The organism is Synechococcus sp. UW179B, from assembly GCF_900474245.1.
In the GTDB taxonomy this organism is placed as follows: Bacteria; Cyanobacteriota; Cyanobacteriia; order PCC-6307; family Cyanobiaceae; genus Synechococcus_C.
In genome coordinates, this window is record NZ_UCNZ01000004.1 from 26,540 (window position 1) to 44,805 (window position 18,266).

Genomic DNA, 18,266 nt, shown 5'->3' on the forward strand with positions numbered 1-18,266 from the left:
CTGGGCTGGAGGCTGGTCAGGATCTGGGCTGGAGGCTTGATCTGACATTTGGGCTTGTCAAGCCAAGGCGATGGGGCGAAGGATGGAGGTCTCCGGTTTGCTCGCATGCCCCCTACGCCTTGGCCGCTTAGCCGCTTGTTGTTGGAGCGAATTCTTGAGGACCGAATCAGTGATCGCTTTGTGGCCGAGCGGATCTGGGAGCGTTTGGGGTATCAGCCACAAGGGGAAGGCCTGGTTTGGCTCGCTGGGCCTGAGACGCCCTCGGCATGGCAAGAGGCCTTCCCCCAGGCCCCTGAAGTGATCAGTGTTCGCCCCGCATCCGTGCAACTCACCCGCTCGATTCCACGCGAGCACAAACAGCTCTTGAAAGAACAGCTGAAGTTTGCCGGGTATCGAATCGGAGAGCTCTACCCACGCCGCACGCGAAGGGCGACGGCGGTGAATTGGCTGTTGGCCTGGCTTGCATCCCGTGAGCAGTTGCTGGCAGAGGAGGGCCCCTTGCCACCTTTGCTGGATGCGCCGCTCAATCCAGTGAGCGGCCATCCGGGTGATCTTCCCGTGCGTTGAGCGTTAGGCCTGGATGATCACCTTGGTGCCTTTCGCTGTGTTTTCGAATAGCCAGCGCGCCTGATCGGTGGGCATGCGCACGCAACCGTGGCTTCTTGGGACGCCAAAGGACTGGCCAGCATCTTCTTGCCAGGGGGCGGCATGAAGGCAGATGGCTTCATTGGCGGTGATGCACATGGCGTAAGGCACGCCTGGGGAGACGAAGTTGCGTCCGCGCATCGTGACCGAGCGGTACTTGGTGAGCACAGAGGCATGGCCGGTTGGCGTCGGCGTGGAGGCTTTGCCCGTACTCACGGGAATCACACGAACGGTCTGTTCTTGCTGGTCAAACACTGTGAGGGTCTGATCAGAGAGATCGACCACGAGCGTTGCAATGAGTTCGAGCATGGCTGTGCCGCTGATGTCGCTGTCACAGGCCTAGCTGTGTCGCATGCGTCTCATTCATCTCTTTCTGAATGATTTCGCATTTCTGTGATGGGTCACCTCTGTACTGTCAAGAAAGTTTTTCTGGGCTCCTGTCTTGGCACGTCCGGTCGTCGCAATCATCGGACGTCCCAACGTCGGAAAGTCCACCTTGGTGAACCGTCTTTGTCGAAGTCGTGAGGCGATCGTTCACGACCAGCCAGGTGTGACCCGAGATCGCACCTATCAAGACGGGTATTGGGGCGATCGAGAATTCAAGGTGGTGGACACCGGCGGCTTGGTGTTCGATGACGACAGTGAGTTTCTTCCTGAGATCCGCGAGCAGGCCGGCCTTGCCCTCGCTGAAGCCAGCGTGGCGTTGGTGATTGTGGATGGTCAGCAGGGACTCACGGCTGCTGATGAATCGATCGCGGAATGGCTGCGTACGCAGCAATGCAAGACGCTGCTGGCGGTGAATAAGTGTGAGTCTCCGGAGCAGGGGTTGGCGATGGCCGCTGAATTTTGGCGCCTCGGTCTTGGCGAACCCCATCCGATTTCGGCCATCCATGGTGCTGGTACCGCCGAGCTTCTCGACCAGGTGCTCACCTTTCTTCCGCCCAAGGATGAGGAGAGCGATGAAGAGGAGCCGATTCAGCTTTCGATTATTGGTCGCCCCAACGTGGGGAAATCCAGCTTGCTCAACGCCATCTGTGGGGAGACGCGGGCGATCGTTAGTCCGATTCGTGGCACCACCCGCGACACGATTGATACCCGTATCGAACGGGAAAATCGTCCCTGGAGATTGATCGACACCGCGGGAATACGCCGGCGTCGAAGCGTGAATTATGGGCCAGAGTTTTTTGGGATCAACCGCAGCTTTAAAGCCATTGAACGCAGTGATGTCTGCGTTTTAGTGATCGATGCTCTCGATGGTGTGACCGAGCAAGATCAGCGCTTGGCGGGACGGATCGAAGAGGACGGTCGCGCTTGCGTGGTGGTGGTGAACAAGTGGGATGCGGTGGAAAAAGACAGCCACACGATGACGGCGATGGAAAAGGAGCTTCGCGCCAAGCTCTACTTTCTCGATTGGGCTCCGATGCTGTTCACCTCAGCGCTCACGGGGCAGCGGGTCGACAGCATTTTTGCCTTGGCGGCTCTTGCTGTGGAGCAGCACCGCCGCAGGGTGAGCACATCGGTTGTGAACGAAGTGCTCAAGGAAGCCCTCAGCTGGCGGAGTCCCCCCACCACCCGTGGTGGTCGGCAGGGCCGGTTGTATTACGGCACCCAGGTGGCGAGTCGTCCGCCCAGTTTCACGTTGTTTGTGAATGAGCCCAAGTTGTTTGGCGATACCTATCGCCGCTACGTCGAGCGTCAAATTCGTGAAGGGCTCGGCTTTGATGGCACGCCGGTGAAGCTGTTTTGGCGAGGCAAGCAACAAAGGGATGCAGAAAAGGAGCTGGTCCGCCAGCAGAACCGCCAAGGCTGATCCTCCATGGACTGGTTGCGACAGATTCCGATCGGGCAGTACGTCGATGGCAGCGCTGGTTGGCTGCGTCTGATCGATCCGCGTTTGAAGCTGGGTTGGGTCGTGATGTTTTTGCTGACCCCTGTGCTGGCGGGTCCGTTATGGCGTCTCGGGCTTGTGCTGGCTTTGATGGTGATCACCGCCTTGAGTGGCTTGCCCGCCAGGTTGTGGTGGCGCTCTCTTCTGCTGGTGGTGTGTCTTGGGGTTGGCTTTGGCCTCCTGGCGATGTTTTTGCCAACGGGAGATCCCGCGGCCACGCAGACCATTCGGCCTGTTCAGGAGTTGCAGGGTTTGTCCTTGCAGGCGCCAAGTTGGGAGTTGTTTCGCCTCGGTCCTGTTCAGCTTGGACCGCTGAACCTGGGCCCCCTGTCTGTGGACCGGCGTTCGGCTGAGCTCGGTCTCAACAGCGCAACGTTGATTATCACCGTGGTGCACAGCGTGAATCTGATGCTGCTGTCCACCCCCAGCGAAGATCTGATGTGGGCCCTGAATTGGTGTCTATTCCCGCTGACCAGGCTCGGTTTGCCAGTGGATCGTCTCTGCTTTCAGTTGCTGTTGGCGCTCCGTTTTTTGCCTCTCGTGCAAGAGGAACTGCAGAATTTGGTGCGCTCGGTGGCGAGTCGAGCGGTCAATCTTCGTCAGCTGGGCTTCAAGGCTTCCTTTGGATTGCTCCTTTCTGTGGGAGAACGACTTCTTGCCAATATTTTGTTGCGGGCTGAACAAGGTGCTGATGCCTTGATTGCCAGGGGAGGGCGTTGGCTTCCTGCGGACTGCTTCCGCCCTGTTCAGAACCCGTCTGCCCTCACCCGTGGTTTGAACTTGCTGTCATTTGTGCTCCTTCTCGCGGTGGTGGGATTGCGAGGCAAGTACGGTGCTCTCTAATTCTTGATGGACTGAGTTGTGGGAGCGGAGCGTTATCTCAATCACCCCACCTTCGGAATGCTCTATCAGGTTTCGACCGCTGGTGAAGGCCGGGATCTGTACGCCACGCTTTATGCCCAGCGCATGTTCTTCCTGGTGACGCTGCAACCCAGAGGGGCTCAGTTTGAGGTGATTCCTTATCAGGACGCCCGGCATCATGCAGAGCTTCACCTCGCGCGCTGTCGACGTGATCGCTCTGCCGATTTCGCCGATTGGAAGCAGCTGTTCGATCAAACCTTCATTTGATGGCGTCCAGCAGCACAGAATCTGAGACGATTCAGTCGCGGTGGCAGGCGATTCACGGTGATTGTCCAACCGCCGTGCATTTGCTGGCTGTCAGCAAAGGCCACCCGGCCATGGCGGTGCGTGAGCTTGTCGCGATGGGGCAAGTGGATTTTGGGGAGAGCAGGGTGCAGGAGGCACTCCCCAAACAACAGGACTTGGCAGACCTCAGCGGCTTGCGTTGGCATTTCATTGGACGTTTGCAGGCCAACAAAGTTCGGGCTGTCGTGCGGGCCTTCCCTGTGATTCATTCGATCGACTCTCAGGCCCTCGCAGAGCGCACCTCCAGGATTGCCTTAGAGGAAAAAAAAAGTCCGGAGGTTTTTTTTCAGGTCAAACTTCGCGACGACCCGGCGAAGGGTGGCTGGGAGCCGGATGGCTTGCGGGAGGTTTGGCCTGAGCTGCAGTCACTGCCGGGCTTGAAACCCATCGGGCTGATGACCATGGCCCCCCTTGGCCTGGGGCCTGAAGAGCGTCAGAGCCTCTTTCATGAGTGCAGAACCCTCGCGGATGAGCTGGCTTTGCCCGAATGCTCGATGGGGATGAGCGGCGACTGGAAGCAGGCTGCGAAGGCTGGTGCCACCTGGGTTCGCGTGGGATCTGGATTGTTTGGCCCGCGGCCTGAACGCTTGGTTTGACCACCACTCAGCTACGGAGTCTGTTGTGAAGATGATCAAATGGTCCAGTCACTCTTGCTCACAACTCTGTAGAGCGCTATTCAGGGTCAAGGTTTGATTGGTTTCCGGTGTCGCTGATTTCTCGTCTTCGTGCGGTCGTTGCGGGTGATGATTACCTCGATGGTGATTATGACGATCTCGATTACGACACTGGCGAACAGGACGAAATCGAGGAAGGTCCTTCTCACTCCATGACGAGTGCTTTGGCAACGCTTGATTCGAGCAATCCTTTTGAAAGTGAGCAATCTTTCACTGGATCCAATGTGATCGGTATGCCTGGTATTAGTACCGGAACCGCTGAAGTTTCCTTGATGGAACCTCGCAGTTTTGATGAAATGCCTGGAGCGATCCAAGCCCTGCGTGAGCGCAAAACGGTGATCCTCAATCTGACGATGATGGAGCCAGATCAAGCGCAACGCGCAGTGGACTTCGTGGCTGGTGGAACCTTCGCCATTGATGGCCATCAAGAACGGGTTGGCGAAAGCATTTTTCTGTTCGCGCCGAGCTGCGTGACCGTCACGAACGCCACCCAGGACGAAGCCTCCGTTCCAACCCACGTTTCGAAGGACGTGGAGCAAGCTTCTTCTGAGGCCAGCATCGCTCCAACTCCCGCCTGGAGTGCCACAAGCGCTACCGCACTTTGAGCCCTCAGTGCCCTTTGCCTTTGGTGTGATCGGGCTGGGCCGGATGGCTCAGGCCCTCGTGATTCCCCTGATTGAACAGGAACTCATCCCTGCTGATCAGGTGATTGCGGTTGTTGGCCGTCAGGATTCTGTGGCAACGGTGTCTGAGCGCGTTCCCTCTGGCGTGAAGATCGTTGCGGCCGCTGATCCTGCTGCAATAGATGCGTGGGGGGCATCGGTTCAGCTTTTGGCCGTCAAGCCCCAGATGCTCGATGCAGTCGCTGCGTCAGCGCCCCCTCGATCAGTCATGCCTGAGTCGGGTTCAAGCCTTTTGATCTCCGTGCTGGCTGGGATTCCCTTGGCACGGCTCCAGGATTTATTTCCTGGCCGGGTTTGTGTGCGTGCCGTACCCAATACCCCCTGCCTGGTGGGTCAGGGACTCACGGGTTTGGCCTGGGGGGATGGCGTCTCTGATCAGGAGAAGCGGCAAGTGCGTTCCTTTTTTGAACCTGTCAGTGAGGTGTTGGAGCTGCCTGAAGACCGGCTTGATGCTTTTCTTGCGCTCACTTCTTCTGGCCCCGCCTATGTGGCCTTAATGGCGGAAGCGATGGCCGATGGTGCTGTTGCCGTGGGCATGCCTCGGGCTCAGGCCCATCATTTGGCCCATCGAACGCTCGCTGGGACCGCCGCCTTATTGCATGAGCAACAGCTTCACCCCGCTGCGCTTAAAGACATGGTGGCCTCTCCGGGTGGCACCACCATGGCGGCGTTGCGTCAGCTTGAAAAAGCGGGGTTGCGTTCGGCCTTGATTGAAGCCGTGATCGCTGCCACGCAGCATGGTCGGGGGATGGCCAACTAACCCTGGCTTAAGCGGCTACAGGGTTCTCGGCGATCAGGGTGTCGTAAAGCGCTTCCAGAGCATCGATATTCGACACCATCCGGTAGCGCTCCATGACCCGCTCACGCGCTCGCCGCCCTAGTTCCTGGGTGAGTAGCGGTTGATCACGGAGAACAGGCAGCAAGGTGCGCAGCTGGGTGGTGACCCCCTGCGTGCTGAGCACGATGCCGGCTCCACCCGCCAGCACTTCTCCATCCGCTCCAGCGTCCGTGGCGACGCAGGCGCATTGGCAGGCCATGGCTTCGAGAAGGGCAATGGAGAGCCCCTCCACCAGGGATGGGAGCACGAACACCTCAGCGCATTGGAGCAGGGCAATGCGGGTATTGAGATTGGCTTCGTAGCCCCACCACAGCAGATCCCCGATCCCGTTGCCGTAGACGTTTTGCAGGGTGCTGCGCAGGGGGCCGTCCCCAACGATCACGAGCCTGCAGCCGGCTGGCTTGACCAGTCGCCAAGCCCGCAACAACGCTTCCACATTTTTCTCGGTTGCGATCCGTCCCATGTACAGAAAAATGCGCTGATCACCAAGGCGAGAGCGCACGGCATGCAGTTCCTTGCTGATCGAGACGGAATGGCTCGGGGCGGGAGACCAGCGCTCGGGATCGACGCCATTGGGGATGACGGCAAGGCGCGTTTCGTGGACCCCTAAACGGTTCAGCACTTCCGCCTGAAGATCGGAAAAGACGATCACCCGGTCGTAGCGGGAGAGAGCAGGCGCATAGAGCTGGTAGCTGAGCTGTTGCGTGCCCGCTGTGAGGTTGCGCAAGCCCGCATCAAAGGGGGGGTGAAAGGTGGCGACCAGCGGAATCCCTAAGGGTTGGCAAAGCTCCGGAAGCCTGAAGTCGAGGGGGGAGAGGGTGAGGCTGGCGTGCACGACATCGGGCTGCAACCTCTTCAAGGACTCACGCAACTCCCTCTGGGCCCTAGGGGAGGGGATTGTGTACACCTGAGACTTCACCAGGTAGGGCAGGCTCACATCCGGGTCGTGGGCCAGCAACGACGTGTTGCTACTGCCGGGGGCGCCAGGGTTATCGAAATGAATGAAGCTGGTTTGATGGCCGCGTTTCTTCAGGGCCTCTGTGGTGCTCAGCCCGTAGGTGACATTGCCGCAGAACGGAGTTTTTTTGCCGAGCCAGGCAATGTGAGCCACTGGCACCGTTTCAAAGCCGAGTCTGAAGTTAGCAGCGCTCCCAAGGGCGCTCCCATAGAGCGGCAGCGAGAGACAGGGCCGCAAGCACCCAGAGCACCGGGATCAAGCCAATGCTGCTCACCAGGGCACCGGCCAGAACCAGGGGCAGGCTGAGAGCAATGTTGATCAGGTTGTTCTGTAGACCGAAAACCCGACCCCGCTGCGATTCGGGAGTGTCTTCCTGAATCGTGGTTTGAGCAGGAATTGCCACAAGAGCGGCGCCAATTCCGAGGACTCCGCACAAGGTCAAGGTGATGCTGAGATTTCCGCGCAGTTGGCCAAGCATGATCAGGCACCAGGTGATCGTGCCCAGTCCGGCCGCGGCGAGGCGACGACGGCTGAAGCGATGGCCCATTTGGGCCACCAGCACCGCGCCAATGGCCATCCCGAGTCCGCTCATCGCCAGAAGGGTGCCGAAGCCTGTTGGCCCCAACCCTTGGATGGCAGACGCCAGGCTGATCGCCAGCACATACAGCGCGGCTAGGAGGCTGTAGAGCACCACGAGATGCACCATCGCTCCACGGACAGATGACTGCTCTCGAAGCACCTGAATGCCTGCCACGATTTCTTTCCAGACCGATTCGCTGCTGTCCTTTCGCGGCGGTTCGCGCATCTGGATGGTGCTCAGGCTGATGGCCGCCATCCCATAACAGAACGGAAGCAGCAGAAATTCGCCGCCGTTGATGCCCACCGTTTGAAGCAGGTGGTTGAGTCCTCGCAGGATTGGATCGCCTAGGGCAAAGCCCACGATCGTGGCTCCCATGCTTGTGGCTTGATACAGGGAGTTGGCGGCCAGCAGGTGTTCTCTGGGCACCAGCAGTGGGATCGAGGCTTGCTCAGCGGGGGCGAAAAACTGGGTGAGAACCGATTCAAGAAAGGTCATCACCAACAGAGCCCAATATCCCCAGCTCAGCCCAAACCAGTGCGGCCCAGGGATCAGGAACAGAGGAATGCACAGCACAAGCAGCGCCCTTAGGCCATTGGAGGCCACCATCACCCTGCGTTTGGGCCAGCGGTCGACCCACACCCCCGCAACGGATCCGAGCACCATCGCTGGGATGGTGTTGGCCACATAGATGCCGGTAGCCAGCAAGGTGATCCGTTGGGCTCGCGTTTCGAAATCCATGCGAATCGCAGAGGCGATTTCAGCAAGGGCGCCATTGCTATCCGGTGTGTTGGTCACCCAGTACTGGGCAATCAAATACACCATCAACACGATGTAGAACTTGTCCGCAAGTTGGGAGAAGATCTGGCCGACCCAGAGGCGTCGGAAGCCATCGAGATGGATCACAGCCTGAAGGCCGCGGCGACCTTCGGGATTGGCGCTCGTGGGCAGGGCCGGATCCGGACTATTTAGGGAGGGGCCGCTCAAAATGTGTTCATTCGCCGGATCATGATCGCCCACCACTGGCCGTAGCGTGAACAGCCTCTTTCACCATGGCAAAGGAGCGCACGGGCCTTGGGAGATGCACGCGGCACCAGCACTCCAAAAGGGTAAAAAGTCTGAGCCAAACGGTTCTGGGTCCCATCAGGCCGCCGTCTTGGCGTTCCGGCAGTTCAAGCCGCGTTAAGCGCTGAAGCAGGGCGAGTTCGGAGGGGTTGATCTGGATGGCTGCTCCAGCTTGCGCACCGATGGCCAGACCTTCGTCCGCCAGCAGGCTGCAGCGCCAGTCCCAATTCCCGATCGGTGGAGAGAGGGCCGCTCCAGTGCGGCAACACGTTTGCAGAGGCAGGCCGTAGCCGCCGAGCGCGAGCAGATGAACGCAGGCCTGAACAAGCGTTGCCAGGGTTCGATCCACACGCTCGCCCTCAGTGCTTTCACGTTGAGCTTCACCCTGATTCTTCGCCAGCAGCTCGAGACGCTCGAGATGCATCAAGACCACACTGAGCATTCCGGGTACGGGATCATCTCCAGCGACCAACGAGATCGAAAGCTCAGACAAAGCCTGGGCGGCTGTGAGCGTTTCCAATCGTTGGCCCACGTTGCCGAAATTGTGTTGCACCCGCAGTTGGCGCACCCGAAGCAGGCCGCTGCGTCCTCCCACCTGCAGCTCAAGGGTGGTGAGGGGAACCGCTGCCGCCAGGCTGCTGCGAGGTTTACGCGCCCCTGGCACGGCCAGGCGAATCAGGCCGACGTCATCGCTGAGCAGGGTGAGCAGCCTGTCGTGCTCTCCGAGGGGGCCCACCTTTAAGGCCAATCCTTCGATTCGCCGTTCTGGGCTCATTGCGGATGCCGAAGAGCCTGAATCAACGCTGGGCCATGGCTGGTTCCCAGGGCTGTGGCGCCCTCTTCCACAAGATCCAGGGCCGTTTCCAACCGTTGAATGCCCCCGGCCGCCTTGATGGCGCAATTCCCCCTGGCAAGTTCCTTGAGCTTGCGCACTTGCAGCGGAGTGGTGGCCGCTCCAAATCCGTTGCCCGCTTGCAGGCACGCAGCACCGGCATCGATGGCGGCTTCGACAGCCAAGCTCAGCCGCTCTGGCGGCAAGCGGTTGACATCCAAAATCACCGTGACCGGTAAGCCGAGATCGCAAATTTTTGCAAGTTCTTCCGCATAGGCCTCCGCCCGCCCCGCTGTGATGGCAGCGAGGTTTGGCACCACATCAAGGGCATCCGCTCCCCTGGCTGCGGCCCATTCCGCCTGCGCCCGTTTGAGCTCCGCTGGAATCGTTCCGAAGGGGAAGTCCACAACGGCGAACAGGCGAAGAGGACCGCTTGGTCCAATGCGATTTCGGACCGCTTCCAGGTGGCAGAGGCTGGTGCAGAGCCCCCCGAAGCCAAGCAACCTTCCCGCATCGCAAAGGTTGTGCAGGGCCTCCTCGTCCAAGAGTGGATCTAAAACGGCTTGATGGATCAAGGGCGGGAGCTCAGGAAGCTCCCGCTGACGCGGCGACGCGGTCATCGTTGTGGGGCAAGCACTGGCCTTAATTCCGCGCTTGGATCACACCAAAACCGCCGTGATTGCGGTGATAAATCACCTGGAGCTCACCGCTTTCTTTGTCTCGGAAGAGGTAAAAGTCGTGGTCGATCATCTCGAGTTGATGGCGTGCCTCTTCGAGACTCATCGCTGGCATCTCGAAATATTTGCGCCGAACGCCTGGGCTTGGGAGCTGCGCTTCTTTCCCTTCGAGCAGGGAGTCTTCCGTGGGACGTTCCGTGAGCAGGACGTCATTCGCCGCCGTAGGGGTGGTCCGATGGCCATGGTCGCTGTGGCGTTCCTTGAACCGTCGCAGCTGGCGCGCCAGCTTGCTTGCGACCAGATCGATGCTGGCGTAAAGGTTTTCGCTTCTCTCCTGGGCGCGGATCACCGTGCCGTTGGCAAACACGGTGACTTCAGCGGTTTGTTGCGGCACCCGGGGGTTTCTGGCGACGGATAGGTGCACATCTGCTTCCTTGACGAGGTCGTCGAAGTGATGGATGGCCCGTTCCAGTTTTGTTTCGGTGTATTCCCGCAGTGCGGGCGTCACATCCAAATTGCGACCATGGATCAGAAGCTTCATGGCGGTCCCCTTTGCCTGGTTCTACCGGCAACCTACTAACTGCCCCAGACGCAGGAAACCGGTCTGCGGCATTTCTTTTTGAGCCGGTTGCGCCCGTGCCGTTTCTCCAGGCCTGGGAGTGGCAACGACTCTGGCAGCAGCGATTGCTTGCTGCGGAAGGCTCAGACAGAGAAGCGGTGTGGATTCTTCAACATCCGCCTTGCTTCACCCTTGGTCGGGGAGCGACGGAGGATCACTTGCGCTTTGAGCCAGACCATCCGCCAGCGCCCCTGCATCGCATCGATCGTGGCGGGGAGGTCACCCATCACGCTCCAGGGCAGTTGGTGGTCTATCCGGTGTTGGACCTGCGCCGGCGTGAACCCGATCTGCATTGGTACATGCATCAGCTCGAACAGGTGGTGATCGATGTGTTGGCGGCATTGGGCTTGACGGGGCACCGCATTTCAGGCCTCACGGGGGTTTGGCTTGAGGGGCGAAAGGTGGCGGCCATCGGGGTGGGATGTCGTCGCTGGATCACGCAGCACGGCCTTGCTCTCAACGTGTCGTGCGGCATGGAAGGGTTTGCACAGGTTGTGCCCTGTGGCATTTCCGATCGTCCGGTGGATCGTTTGCAGCGTTGGATTCCTGGCATCACCCCTGCGGTCGTGCAGCCACTGCTGCGGGATGCACTGGCCCAGCGTCTGTCCCTCAGCTGGTGCGACCTTGCTGGTCTTGATTCTGGGTGGTACTCCTAGGCGCAAGCTGAAAACAACGTTGTGGGTTCGTTTGCACAGGCCAGCTGGCGACCAACGCCTTGGGAGTTGAAATCACTCGCCCGTCAGCAGCATGTGCAAGGCCTGGGGCGCGTGGATCAACTTTGGCCCTGGCTTGAGCAACGCCATGGAGCGCTGTTGGCTGTGGATGCTCCCCATGCCGCCCATCCGGAGCATTTCACCTACGCGGAGTTGTCGCAACGGATTGCAACGGCGGCAGCAGGGTTTCGTTCCTTGGGGATTCGTGAGGGCGATGTGGTGGGACTGTTTGCCGAAAACAGTCCTCGCTGGCTGATGGCTGATCAGGGTTTGATGCGCGCTGGTGCGGCCGATGCGGTGCGTGGCGCCTCGGCTCCTGTCGAGGAGCTGCGCTACATCCTCGAAGACGCCAAGGCCGTGGCTCTGGTGGTTCAAAACGCGGACCTGTGGCAACGGCTGCAATTGCCTGATCAGCTGCGCAGCCAGCTGCGCTTTGTGCTGCAGCTCGAGGGCGATGCTGTGGATCCAGACGTGATCACTTGGGCTGATCTTTTGGCGGCTGGTGCCGGGCAACAGGCACCGGATCCAGACGCTGGCCGAGATGCCGCCAGCGCTGCCAGCACAACAGCCACCATCCTCTACACCTCTGGAACCACCGGTCAGCCCAAGGGCGTTCCGCTCACTCACGCCAACCTGCTGCATCAGATGCGCAGCTTGAGTTGCGTCGCTCGGCCAGAGCCCGGCGCTCCCGTTCTCAGCGTGTTGCCGATCTGGCATGCCTATGAACGCAGTGCGGAGTATTACTTCTTTTCCTGCGCCTGTTCGCAGAGCTACACCACGATCAAACAGCTCAAACGTGATCTCCCCAGGGTGAAGCCTGTGGTGATGGTCACGGTGCCGCGTCTGTGGGAGGCGGTGCAAGCCGGGTTTGAGGATGTTCTCAAAACATTTCCTGCCTCCAGGCAGCGCCTTTTGCGCGCGGCGCTCGCCAACAGCAGTGCCTATTGCTTGGCCCGGCGTCAGCGTCGCAACCTGATGCTGATGCCCCTGGGTCGCCGTCAGCGCTTGATGGCGCGCTTGAAATCTGCCGGACGCTGGCCCGCTCATGCCCTGGCATCCAAGCTGATCTGGCCAAAGCTGAGGTTGCAGCTCAGTGGTGGTCAGCTGCGCTTCCCCATCAATGGAGGAGGAGCGATCGCTCCTCATGTGGATTCCTTTTTTGAGGCGGTGGGGATTGAGTTGTTGGTGGGCTATGGCCTCACGGAGACCAGCCCGGTCGTGAGTTGCCGGCGTCCATGGCGCAACATTCGCGGAAGTTCAGGCCAGCCCTTGCCGGATACGGAGTTCCGGATCGTGGATGCTGAGACGCGTCAGCCGCTGGGCTTTCGTGAATGTGGTGTTGTTTTGGTGCGCGGTCCCCAGGTGATGGCTGGCTATCTGCGTCGTCCAGAGGCCACAGCAAAAGTGCTCGATGCCGATGGCTGGTTCGATACCGGTGATCTGGGCATGCTCTTGCCCGACGGTTCGGTGGTCCTGACGGGACGTGCCAAGGACACGATCGTGCTCAGCAGCGGTGAAAACATTGAGCCGGCACCTTTGGAGGAGGAGCTGGTTTCAAGCCCCTTGATTGAACAGGTGATGCTTGTTGGTCAAGATCAACGCCAGCTGGCGGCCTTGGTTGTGCCGCGCCTCGAGGCGATGTTGGCCTGGGGGGCAGAGCAGGGTCTCCGTTTGCCGGCTGATCTCGGGGGGACTCCAGGCGATCAAGACCTGCGGCGTCTGCTGCGGGGGGAACTGAATCGTCTGCTGAGTTTGCGGGTTGGAGCCCGCTCGGATGAACGGGTGATGGGTGTGGTGTTGGTGGCGCCGTTCACGATTGAAAACGGCTTGCTCACGCAGACCTTGAAGCAGCGTCGCGATCGGATCAGCGGGCGTGACCGGGAGTCGATTAACGCTCTTTACGGAAGCTGAATAGATGCTGATACCTGCATCCCCTGATTTGGGTTGACCTGCAGCCACTGGACTGGGACCCTTGGCACCTCGTCATTAATTTCATGTCGGACGGCAACACCCTCACGATTAAGCGCTCGATCACCATTCGTGCGGTGGTGACTCCCTCATGGAAGGAGGAGGCTGAGCGCGAGTTGAGCAATGGCATCGCCACCACGGATCAGCAGCTTGCCCAGCTGGAGCAAGAGGGACAGCAAGTGGTGGACGAAGTGCGTCGTCAAAGTGCGAATCCGCTCGACCCCCGCGTGCAGGATCAGGTGGCACAGGTGCAGCAACAGGTGGCGGCCAAGCGCTCTGAGCTGGAAGAACAAAAGCGAAACCTGCTGCAACAACAGGCTCAAGTTCGTGAGCTAGAGATGGATCAGATCGTTGAACAGGGTCAACTCGATAGCTTTTGCGACGTCAAAGTTGGCGATAATTTGGTCAGCAAAATGCAGGTCTCTGTCGTTGTGCGCGATGGCGTGATCGAGTCGATCGATCAGGGCTGACCCGGGCCGTAAAATCTCTCTGATTAGCTCTTCTGGAGACGGTTTTGGCAACCCACGACATTTTTATGCCTGCCCTCAGCTCCACCATGACGGAGGGCAAAATCGTGGAGTGGCTCAAACAGCCCGGAGACAAGGTGGCGCGAGGCGAATCCGTTCTCGTTGTTGAGTCAGACAAAGCCGATATGGATGTGGAGTCCTTTCAGGAGGGCTACCTGGCTGCCGTGTTGATGCCTGCGGGAAGCACGGCCCCGGTGGGGGAAACCATCGGCTTGATCGTTGAGACGGAAGCCGAGATTGCGGACGCCAAGGCCAAAGCCCCCACCGCAGCCCCTTCAGCAGCCCCAGCGGCTGCGCCGACTGCTCCAGCTGCTGCGGCACCTCCTGCTGCGGCACCTCCTGCGGCACCCGTTGCCCCAGCTCCCGTGGCGGCTCCCGCTCCCGTTTCAGCTCCCGTGGCAGCACCCGCGAGCAATGGACGCTTGATCGTGAGTCCTCGGGCGCGCAAGCTGGCCTCCCAAATGGGCGTGGACCTTGCCGGTCTGCGCGGCACGGGCCCCAATGGTCGTATTCAGGCGGAAGACGTTGAAAAGGCGGCCGGGCGTCCGGTGACCCCACCAAGAGTGGGAGAAGGCACGTCCGCCGCTGTTGTGGCTGGTGCCATGGGCGCTGCTTCAGCGTCGGCTCCCGCGGGGAACAGTTTTGGGGCCCCGGGCGACACCGTGGCCTTCAACACCCTTCAGGCGGCCGTGAACCGCAACATGGAAGCCAGCCTCGCTGTGCCCTGTTTCCGCGTTGGATACACGATCACCACCGACAAGCTCGATGCGTTCTACAAGCAGGTGAAGCCCAAGGGCGTCACGATGACGGCGCTTCTGGCCAAAGCCGTGGCCGTGACCTTGGCACGGCATCCGCAGGTGAATGCCGCCACCACGGCCTCTGGCATGAGCTATCCGGCTGAGGTGAATGTGGCTGTTGCCGTGGCGATGGAAGACGGCGGATTGATTACGCCTGTGTTGCGCAATGCCGATCGCACCGATCTGTATGAGTTGTCGCGTCAGTGGGGGGATCTTGTGAAGCGGTCCCGCAGCAAGCAGCTGCAGCCGGAGGAATACAGCACCGGCACCTTCACTCTCTCCAACCTGGGAATGTTTGGAGTGGATCGTTTTGATGCCATCCTGCCCCCTGGCACCGGCGCGATCCTGGCGGTTGCGGCATCTCGCCCCACCGTGGTGGCAGGCAAAGACGGCTCCATCGCTGTGAAGCGTCAGATGCAGGTGAACCTCACCGCTGATCACCGGGTGATTTATGGCGCCGACGGTGCTGCCTTCCTCAAGGATCTGGCGGAGCTCATCGATACGCGTCCGGAGAGTTTGGCTCTGTAAGCCGCAGCTGTGTTGGCTGCTTCATTGCTGTCACGCCTGATTGGCCGAGCCTTGCCTCGGGCTCAAGTCGCCCATGAGCGACTGCCCAACCTGCAGGCTTTGCCGATTCTCTCGTCGGATGCTCTCTCCTCTGTGGCTTACGCCACAGAGGCATCGCTTGGTGTGCTCGTTCTAGCGGGGAGTTCGGCCCTCAAGCAGTCGCTCCCCATCACCCTGGCGATCATCGCGTTGATCGTGATTGTGGTGCTGTCCTATCGGCAGGCGATCTCCGCCTATCCCAATGGCGGCGGTTCTTACGTGGTGGCTCGTGAAAACTTGGGACGCAACGTGAGCCTCGTGGCCGCGGCAGCCCTTCTCATCGACTACACGCTCACAGCCGCCGTGAGCTTGATGGCTGGAACCCAGGCCCTGTCGTCTTTGCTGCCCTTGTTGCTGCCCCATGAGTTGGCGTTGTCTCTCCTGCTGCTGGCCCTGGTGGGTTGGGCCAATTTGCGGGGCCTTCGTGAGGCGGGCAGGGTTTTTGCGATTCCCACCTACGTCTTCGTGGTGATGATCCTGTTGCTCACCCTTGTTGGGGTGAGCAACCTCAGCTTGCACCATGGCTGGACGCCGGAGCCGCCGCCTTTGGAAGCCGCTCTGCAGCCCTTAGGGCTGTTTTTGATCTTGCGCGCATTCAGCTCTGGCTGTTCGGCGATGACCGGGATTGAGGCCATCTCCACTGGCGTGCAGGTGTTTCGTGAACCCGCAGCGCGCAATGCCCGGGTAACGCTGCTTGTGATGGGTGGATTGCTTGCATCGATGCTTTTGGCCGTGACGGGCCTGGGCTTCATGTACGGCGTTGCCCCAGATCCTCAAGTCACCGTTTTGGCTCAGATCGGTGTTCGCGTGTTTGGCAGCGGCAGCCTCTTGTTTTGGCTGTTGCAACTCTCCACCCTGCTGATTCTGGTCTTGGCCGCCAATACGGCCTTTGCTGGGTTTCCTCTGTTGGCGGCGATGCTTGCGGAAGACCGTTGCCTGCCGCCGCAGATGCGCTGGTTGGGAGACCGTTTGGTGTATCAGAACGGCATTGGCGTTCTGTTGGCGGTGTCGGCGTTGATCATTTGGATCTGCCATGGAGACACCACCGTGGCGGTCAATTTGTATGCCCTTGGCGTGTTTACGGCGTTCACGCTGTCGCAGCTGGGATTGGTGCTGCATTGGTGGCGCTTGCGTGGATCGGGTTGGCAGGGGCGGATGGCGCTCAATGCCTTGGGTGCCTTCTCCACGTTCGTGGTGTTGTTGGTGATCATCGTGAGCAAGTTCACAGAGGGTGCCTGGACGGTGGTGATTGCTCTGCCCCTGGTGGTGTGGGGGCTCGCTGTGATTCGCAAGCGCTCCAGGGAGGTGCAGGCTTTATTGGCGCCTGATCCGGGCATGGAGCCTCTTTACCTAGAACCGAATACGTCGCCACGCCATCAGGCCATCGTTTGGCTTGGTGGTCTCAACCAGCCATCCTTTGAAGCCGTGCGTTATGCCTGTTCGATTGCGGATCAGGTCACGGCTGTGATGGTGGTGGTTGATCAAGACGAAGCGGGTCAACTCAGTCAGGAATGGGATCGTCTAGCGGGATCTCAGACAGGCGCCTTGGAGCTCAAATTGCTTGAGAGTCCATTCAGCTCTCTCCTGCAGCCCTTTTGTGATTTTGTTGTTGATCAGGAGCAGCTTCATCCTGAGCAGTGCACAACGGTTGTGATGCCATTTGTCATTCCGAGGGATCACCTGGATCAAACCCTCCTGAACCAGAGGGCTTTCAACTTGTTTCGTGCTCTTTCCGATGGCAAAAGTCGCGTGTTTTCGATGGTGAGGTACTACATCCCGACCGCCGGGACTCCAGGTGACTTCGTGCGGGCAGCATGGGCTGATGTTGTTGTGGAGCCAGATCATGCCTGACTCACGCGATCTCCAGCTCAGCTCGTATGACTACGTTCTGCCGGAAGAAAGAATTGCGCAGGCGCCGGTGGAGCCGCGGCACGATGCGCGTCTGTTGGTGGTGCCCCCTGCAGGGAGCTCCCTGTCTGAGCTGAGGCATCAACGCGTTTGGGACTGGCAGCAGGAGTTGCAACCTGGCGATCTTTTGGTGGTGAATGACACCCGCGTCCTGAAAGCCCGTCTTCGGGTGCGGCGCAGTGGCGGTGGTTTGGGTGAATTGCTCGTGCTCGAGCCCCGTGGCGAGGGGAAGTGGTTGTGCTTAGCGAGACCTGCCAAACGCATGCGGCCTGGTGATCAGCTTTGGCTCGAGGCCTTGGAGCAAGAACCGTTGTCCTTAGCCGTGCTGGCGAACGATGCTGCCAGCGGCGGCCGGATCGTGCAGTTTCCTCCGGATTGCGTGGATGCGCTTGCACTCGAAGGACTGTTGGAGCGCTACGGAGAAGTGCCGCTTCCTCCTTACATCACGCGGCATGACAGTTCGGATCAAGAGCGCTATCAAACCCGCTACGCCACCCGTCCAGGAGCGGTCGCGGCTCCGACGGCGGGATTGCATCTCAGCGATGCCTTGCTTGAAGCGATTGCCGAGAGGGGTGTCGCCTTGGCCCATGTCACCTTGCATGTGGGCTTAGGCACCTTTCGGCCGGTGGAAACGGAGGATTTGACGGATCTCACCTTGCACAGTGAATGGGTGGAGGTGCGCCCAGAGGTGGTGGAGGCGGTCTCGGCCTGTAGAGCTCGCGGAGGCCGGGTGATTGCCGTGGGCACTACGAGCGTGCGCGCACTGGAGGCGGCAGCGGCTGCGGGTGGAGGGAACTTGCAGCCCTTGAAGGGGCCTGTGGACCTCGTGATTCAGCCCGGCTATCGCTTTCAAGTTGTGCAAGGTTTGCTCACAAATTTCCACCTTCCCAAGAGCTCCCTGTTGCTTCTTGTGAGCGCTCTGATCGGCCGCGACCCGTTGCTTCAGATCTATGCCGCAGCGATCGAGGAGATGTATCGCTTTTATTCCTATGGCGATGCCATGTGGATTGCTCCTGAGGCGGTGCTTTGCGATGCGCGACCAGAGGGATCCCTCTGAGGGATCCCATCAAAAAGCCCCGTGCTCA

At 59.9% G+C, this 18,266-nt stretch carries 19 protein-coding genes; 13 read left to right on the forward strand and 6 right to left on the reverse strand.

All coding sequences use genetic code 11. The features are described from left to right. Positions 1–105 precede the first annotated feature (105 nt). A complete protein-coding gene (locus tag DXY38_RS02145; RefSeq protein ID WP_115070344.1) occupies positions 106–567 on the forward strand; it encodes a DUF1823 family protein in 462 nt (153 codons plus the stop codon). 3 nt (positions 568–570) lie between these two features. On the opposite strand, the gene DXY38_RS02150 is transcribed toward DXY38_RS02145, so the two are convergent. Beyond that, positions 571–954 (reverse strand): L,D-transpeptidase, encoded by a 384-nt coding sequence (locus DXY38_RS02150; protein ID WP_006854734.1) that lies wholly within the window; start codon positions 952–954, stop codon positions 571–573. Between the two features lie 133 nt (positions 955–1,087). Between DXY38_RS02150 and der the strand changes: the two genes are divergently transcribed. The 6 genes from der (at position 1,088) to proC (ending at position 5,856) form a co-directional block, all read left to right on the forward strand. Then, positions 1,088–2,455 carry a ribosome biogenesis GTPase Der gene (gene der / locus DXY38_RS02155; protein ID WP_006854733.1) on the forward strand — a complete coding sequence of 456 codons (1,368 nt, stop codon included), beginning with the start codon at positions 1,088–1,090 and terminating at the stop codon, positions 2,453–2,455. Between the two features lie 6 nt (positions 2,456–2,461). Beyond that, positions 2,462–3,376, forward strand: coding sequence for an energy-coupling factor transporter transmembrane protein EcfT (locus DXY38_RS02160; RefSeq protein WP_115070288.1), 915 nt, complete (start codon positions 2,462–2,464; stop codon positions 3,374–3,376). Positions 3,377–3,394: 18 nt separating this feature from the next. Beyond that, on the forward strand, positions 3,395–3,661 hold the full coding sequence (locus DXY38_RS02165; RefSeq protein ID WP_115070289.1) for a PipX family protein: 267 nt from the start codon (positions 3,395–3,397) through the stop codon (positions 3,659–3,661). Then, a complete protein-coding gene (locus DXY38_RS02170) occupies positions 3,661–4,335 on the forward strand; it encodes a YggS family pyridoxal phosphate-dependent enzyme (protein WP_115070290.1) in 675 nt (224 codons plus the stop codon). Before DXY38_RS02165 ends, DXY38_RS02170 begins: the two co-directional genes overlap by 1 nt. Positions 4,336–4,442: 107 nt before the next feature. Continuing rightward, a complete protein-coding gene (locus DXY38_RS02175; protein WP_006854729.1) occupies positions 4,443–5,018 on the forward strand; it encodes a cell division protein SepF in 576 nt (191 codons plus the stop codon). Between the two features lie 7 nt (positions 5,019–5,025). Continuing rightward, complete coding sequence (proC, locus tag DXY38_RS02180) at positions 5,026–5,856, forward strand: pyrroline-5-carboxylate reductase (RefSeq protein ID WP_115070291.1); 831 nt, start codon at positions 5,026–5,028, stop codon at positions 5,854–5,856. Between the two features lie 7 nt (positions 5,857–5,863). Here the strand turns inward: proC and DXY38_RS02185 are convergent, their stop codons facing one another. Genes DXY38_RS02185 through hpf form a run of 5 tightly spaced genes read right to left on the reverse strand, consistent with a single transcriptional unit; the run spans position 5,864 to position 10,584 of the window. Next, positions 5,864–7,045, reverse strand: a complete 1,182-nt coding sequence (locus tag DXY38_RS02185; RefSeq protein WP_115070345.1) for a glycosyltransferase family 4 protein — start codon at positions 7,043–7,045, stop codon at positions 5,864–5,866. 28 nt (positions 7,046–7,073) lie between these two features. Continuing rightward, positions 7,074–8,456, reverse strand: a complete 1,383-nt coding sequence (locus DXY38_RS02190; protein WP_170952822.1) for an MFS transporter — start codon at positions 8,454–8,456, stop codon at positions 7,074–7,076. Positions 8,457–8,475: 19 nt separating this feature from the next. Next, positions 8,476–9,309: a DNA repair protein RecO gene (locus DXY38_RS02195; RefSeq protein WP_115070293.1), complete on the reverse strand. Its 834-nt coding sequence runs from the start codon at positions 9,307–9,309 to the stop codon at positions 8,476–8,478. After that, positions 9,306–9,986, reverse strand: a complete 681-nt coding sequence (locus DXY38_RS02200; RefSeq protein ID WP_115070294.1) for a 2-deoxyribose-5-phosphate aldolase — start codon at positions 9,984–9,986, stop codon at positions 9,306–9,308. The genes DXY38_RS02195 and DXY38_RS02200 overlap by 4 nt, the downstream gene beginning before the upstream one ends. A gap of 22 nt (positions 9,987–10,008) precedes the next feature. Continuing rightward, positions 10,009–10,584 (reverse strand): ribosome hibernation-promoting factor, HPF/YfiA family, encoded by a 576-nt coding sequence (hpf, locus tag DXY38_RS02205; protein ID WP_115070295.1) that lies wholly within the window; start codon positions 10,582–10,584, stop codon positions 10,009–10,011. Between the two features lie 11 nt (positions 10,585–10,595). Here hpf and lipB point away from each other — a divergent pair, with 11 nt between their 5' ends. The 6 genes from lipB (at position 10,596) to queA (ending at position 18,238) form a co-directional block, all read left to right on the forward strand. Further along, the gene (lipB, locus tag DXY38_RS02210; RefSeq protein WP_115070296.1) at positions 10,596–11,318 is read left to right on the forward strand and encodes a lipoyl(octanoyl) transferase LipB; all 723 of its coding nucleotides are present in this window, start codon (positions 10,596–10,598) and stop codon (positions 11,316–11,318) included. A gap of 21 nt (positions 11,319–11,339) precedes the next feature. Beyond that, positions 11,340–13,286 (forward strand): AMP-binding protein, encoded by a 1,947-nt coding sequence (locus DXY38_RS02215; RefSeq protein WP_115070297.1) that lies wholly within the window; start codon positions 11,340–11,342, stop codon positions 13,284–13,286. Between the two features lie 83 nt (positions 13,287–13,369). Beyond that, a complete protein-coding gene (locus DXY38_RS02220) occupies positions 13,370–13,813 on the forward strand; it encodes a YlqD family protein (protein ID WP_115070298.1) in 444 nt (147 codons plus the stop codon). Between the two features lie 44 nt (positions 13,814–13,857). Continuing rightward, positions 13,858–15,195, forward strand: coding sequence for a dihydrolipoamide acetyltransferase family protein (locus DXY38_RS02225; protein ID WP_115070299.1), 1,338 nt, complete (start codon positions 13,858–13,860; stop codon positions 15,193–15,195). Positions 15,196–15,204: 9 nt separating this feature from the next. Further along, a complete protein-coding gene (locus DXY38_RS02230) occupies positions 15,205–17,124 on the forward strand; it encodes an APC family permease (RefSeq protein WP_170952823.1) in 1,920 nt (639 codons plus the stop codon). Continuing rightward, the gene (gene queA, locus DXY38_RS02235; protein ID WP_371410980.1) at positions 17,117–18,238 is read left to right on the forward strand and encodes a tRNA preQ1(34) S-adenosylmethionine ribosyltransferase-isomerase QueA; all 1,122 of its coding nucleotides are present in this window, start codon (positions 17,117–17,119) and stop codon (positions 18,236–18,238) included. Before DXY38_RS02230 ends, queA begins: the two co-directional genes overlap by 8 nt. The last annotated feature ends 28 nt before the right edge of the window (positions 18,239–18,266 follow it).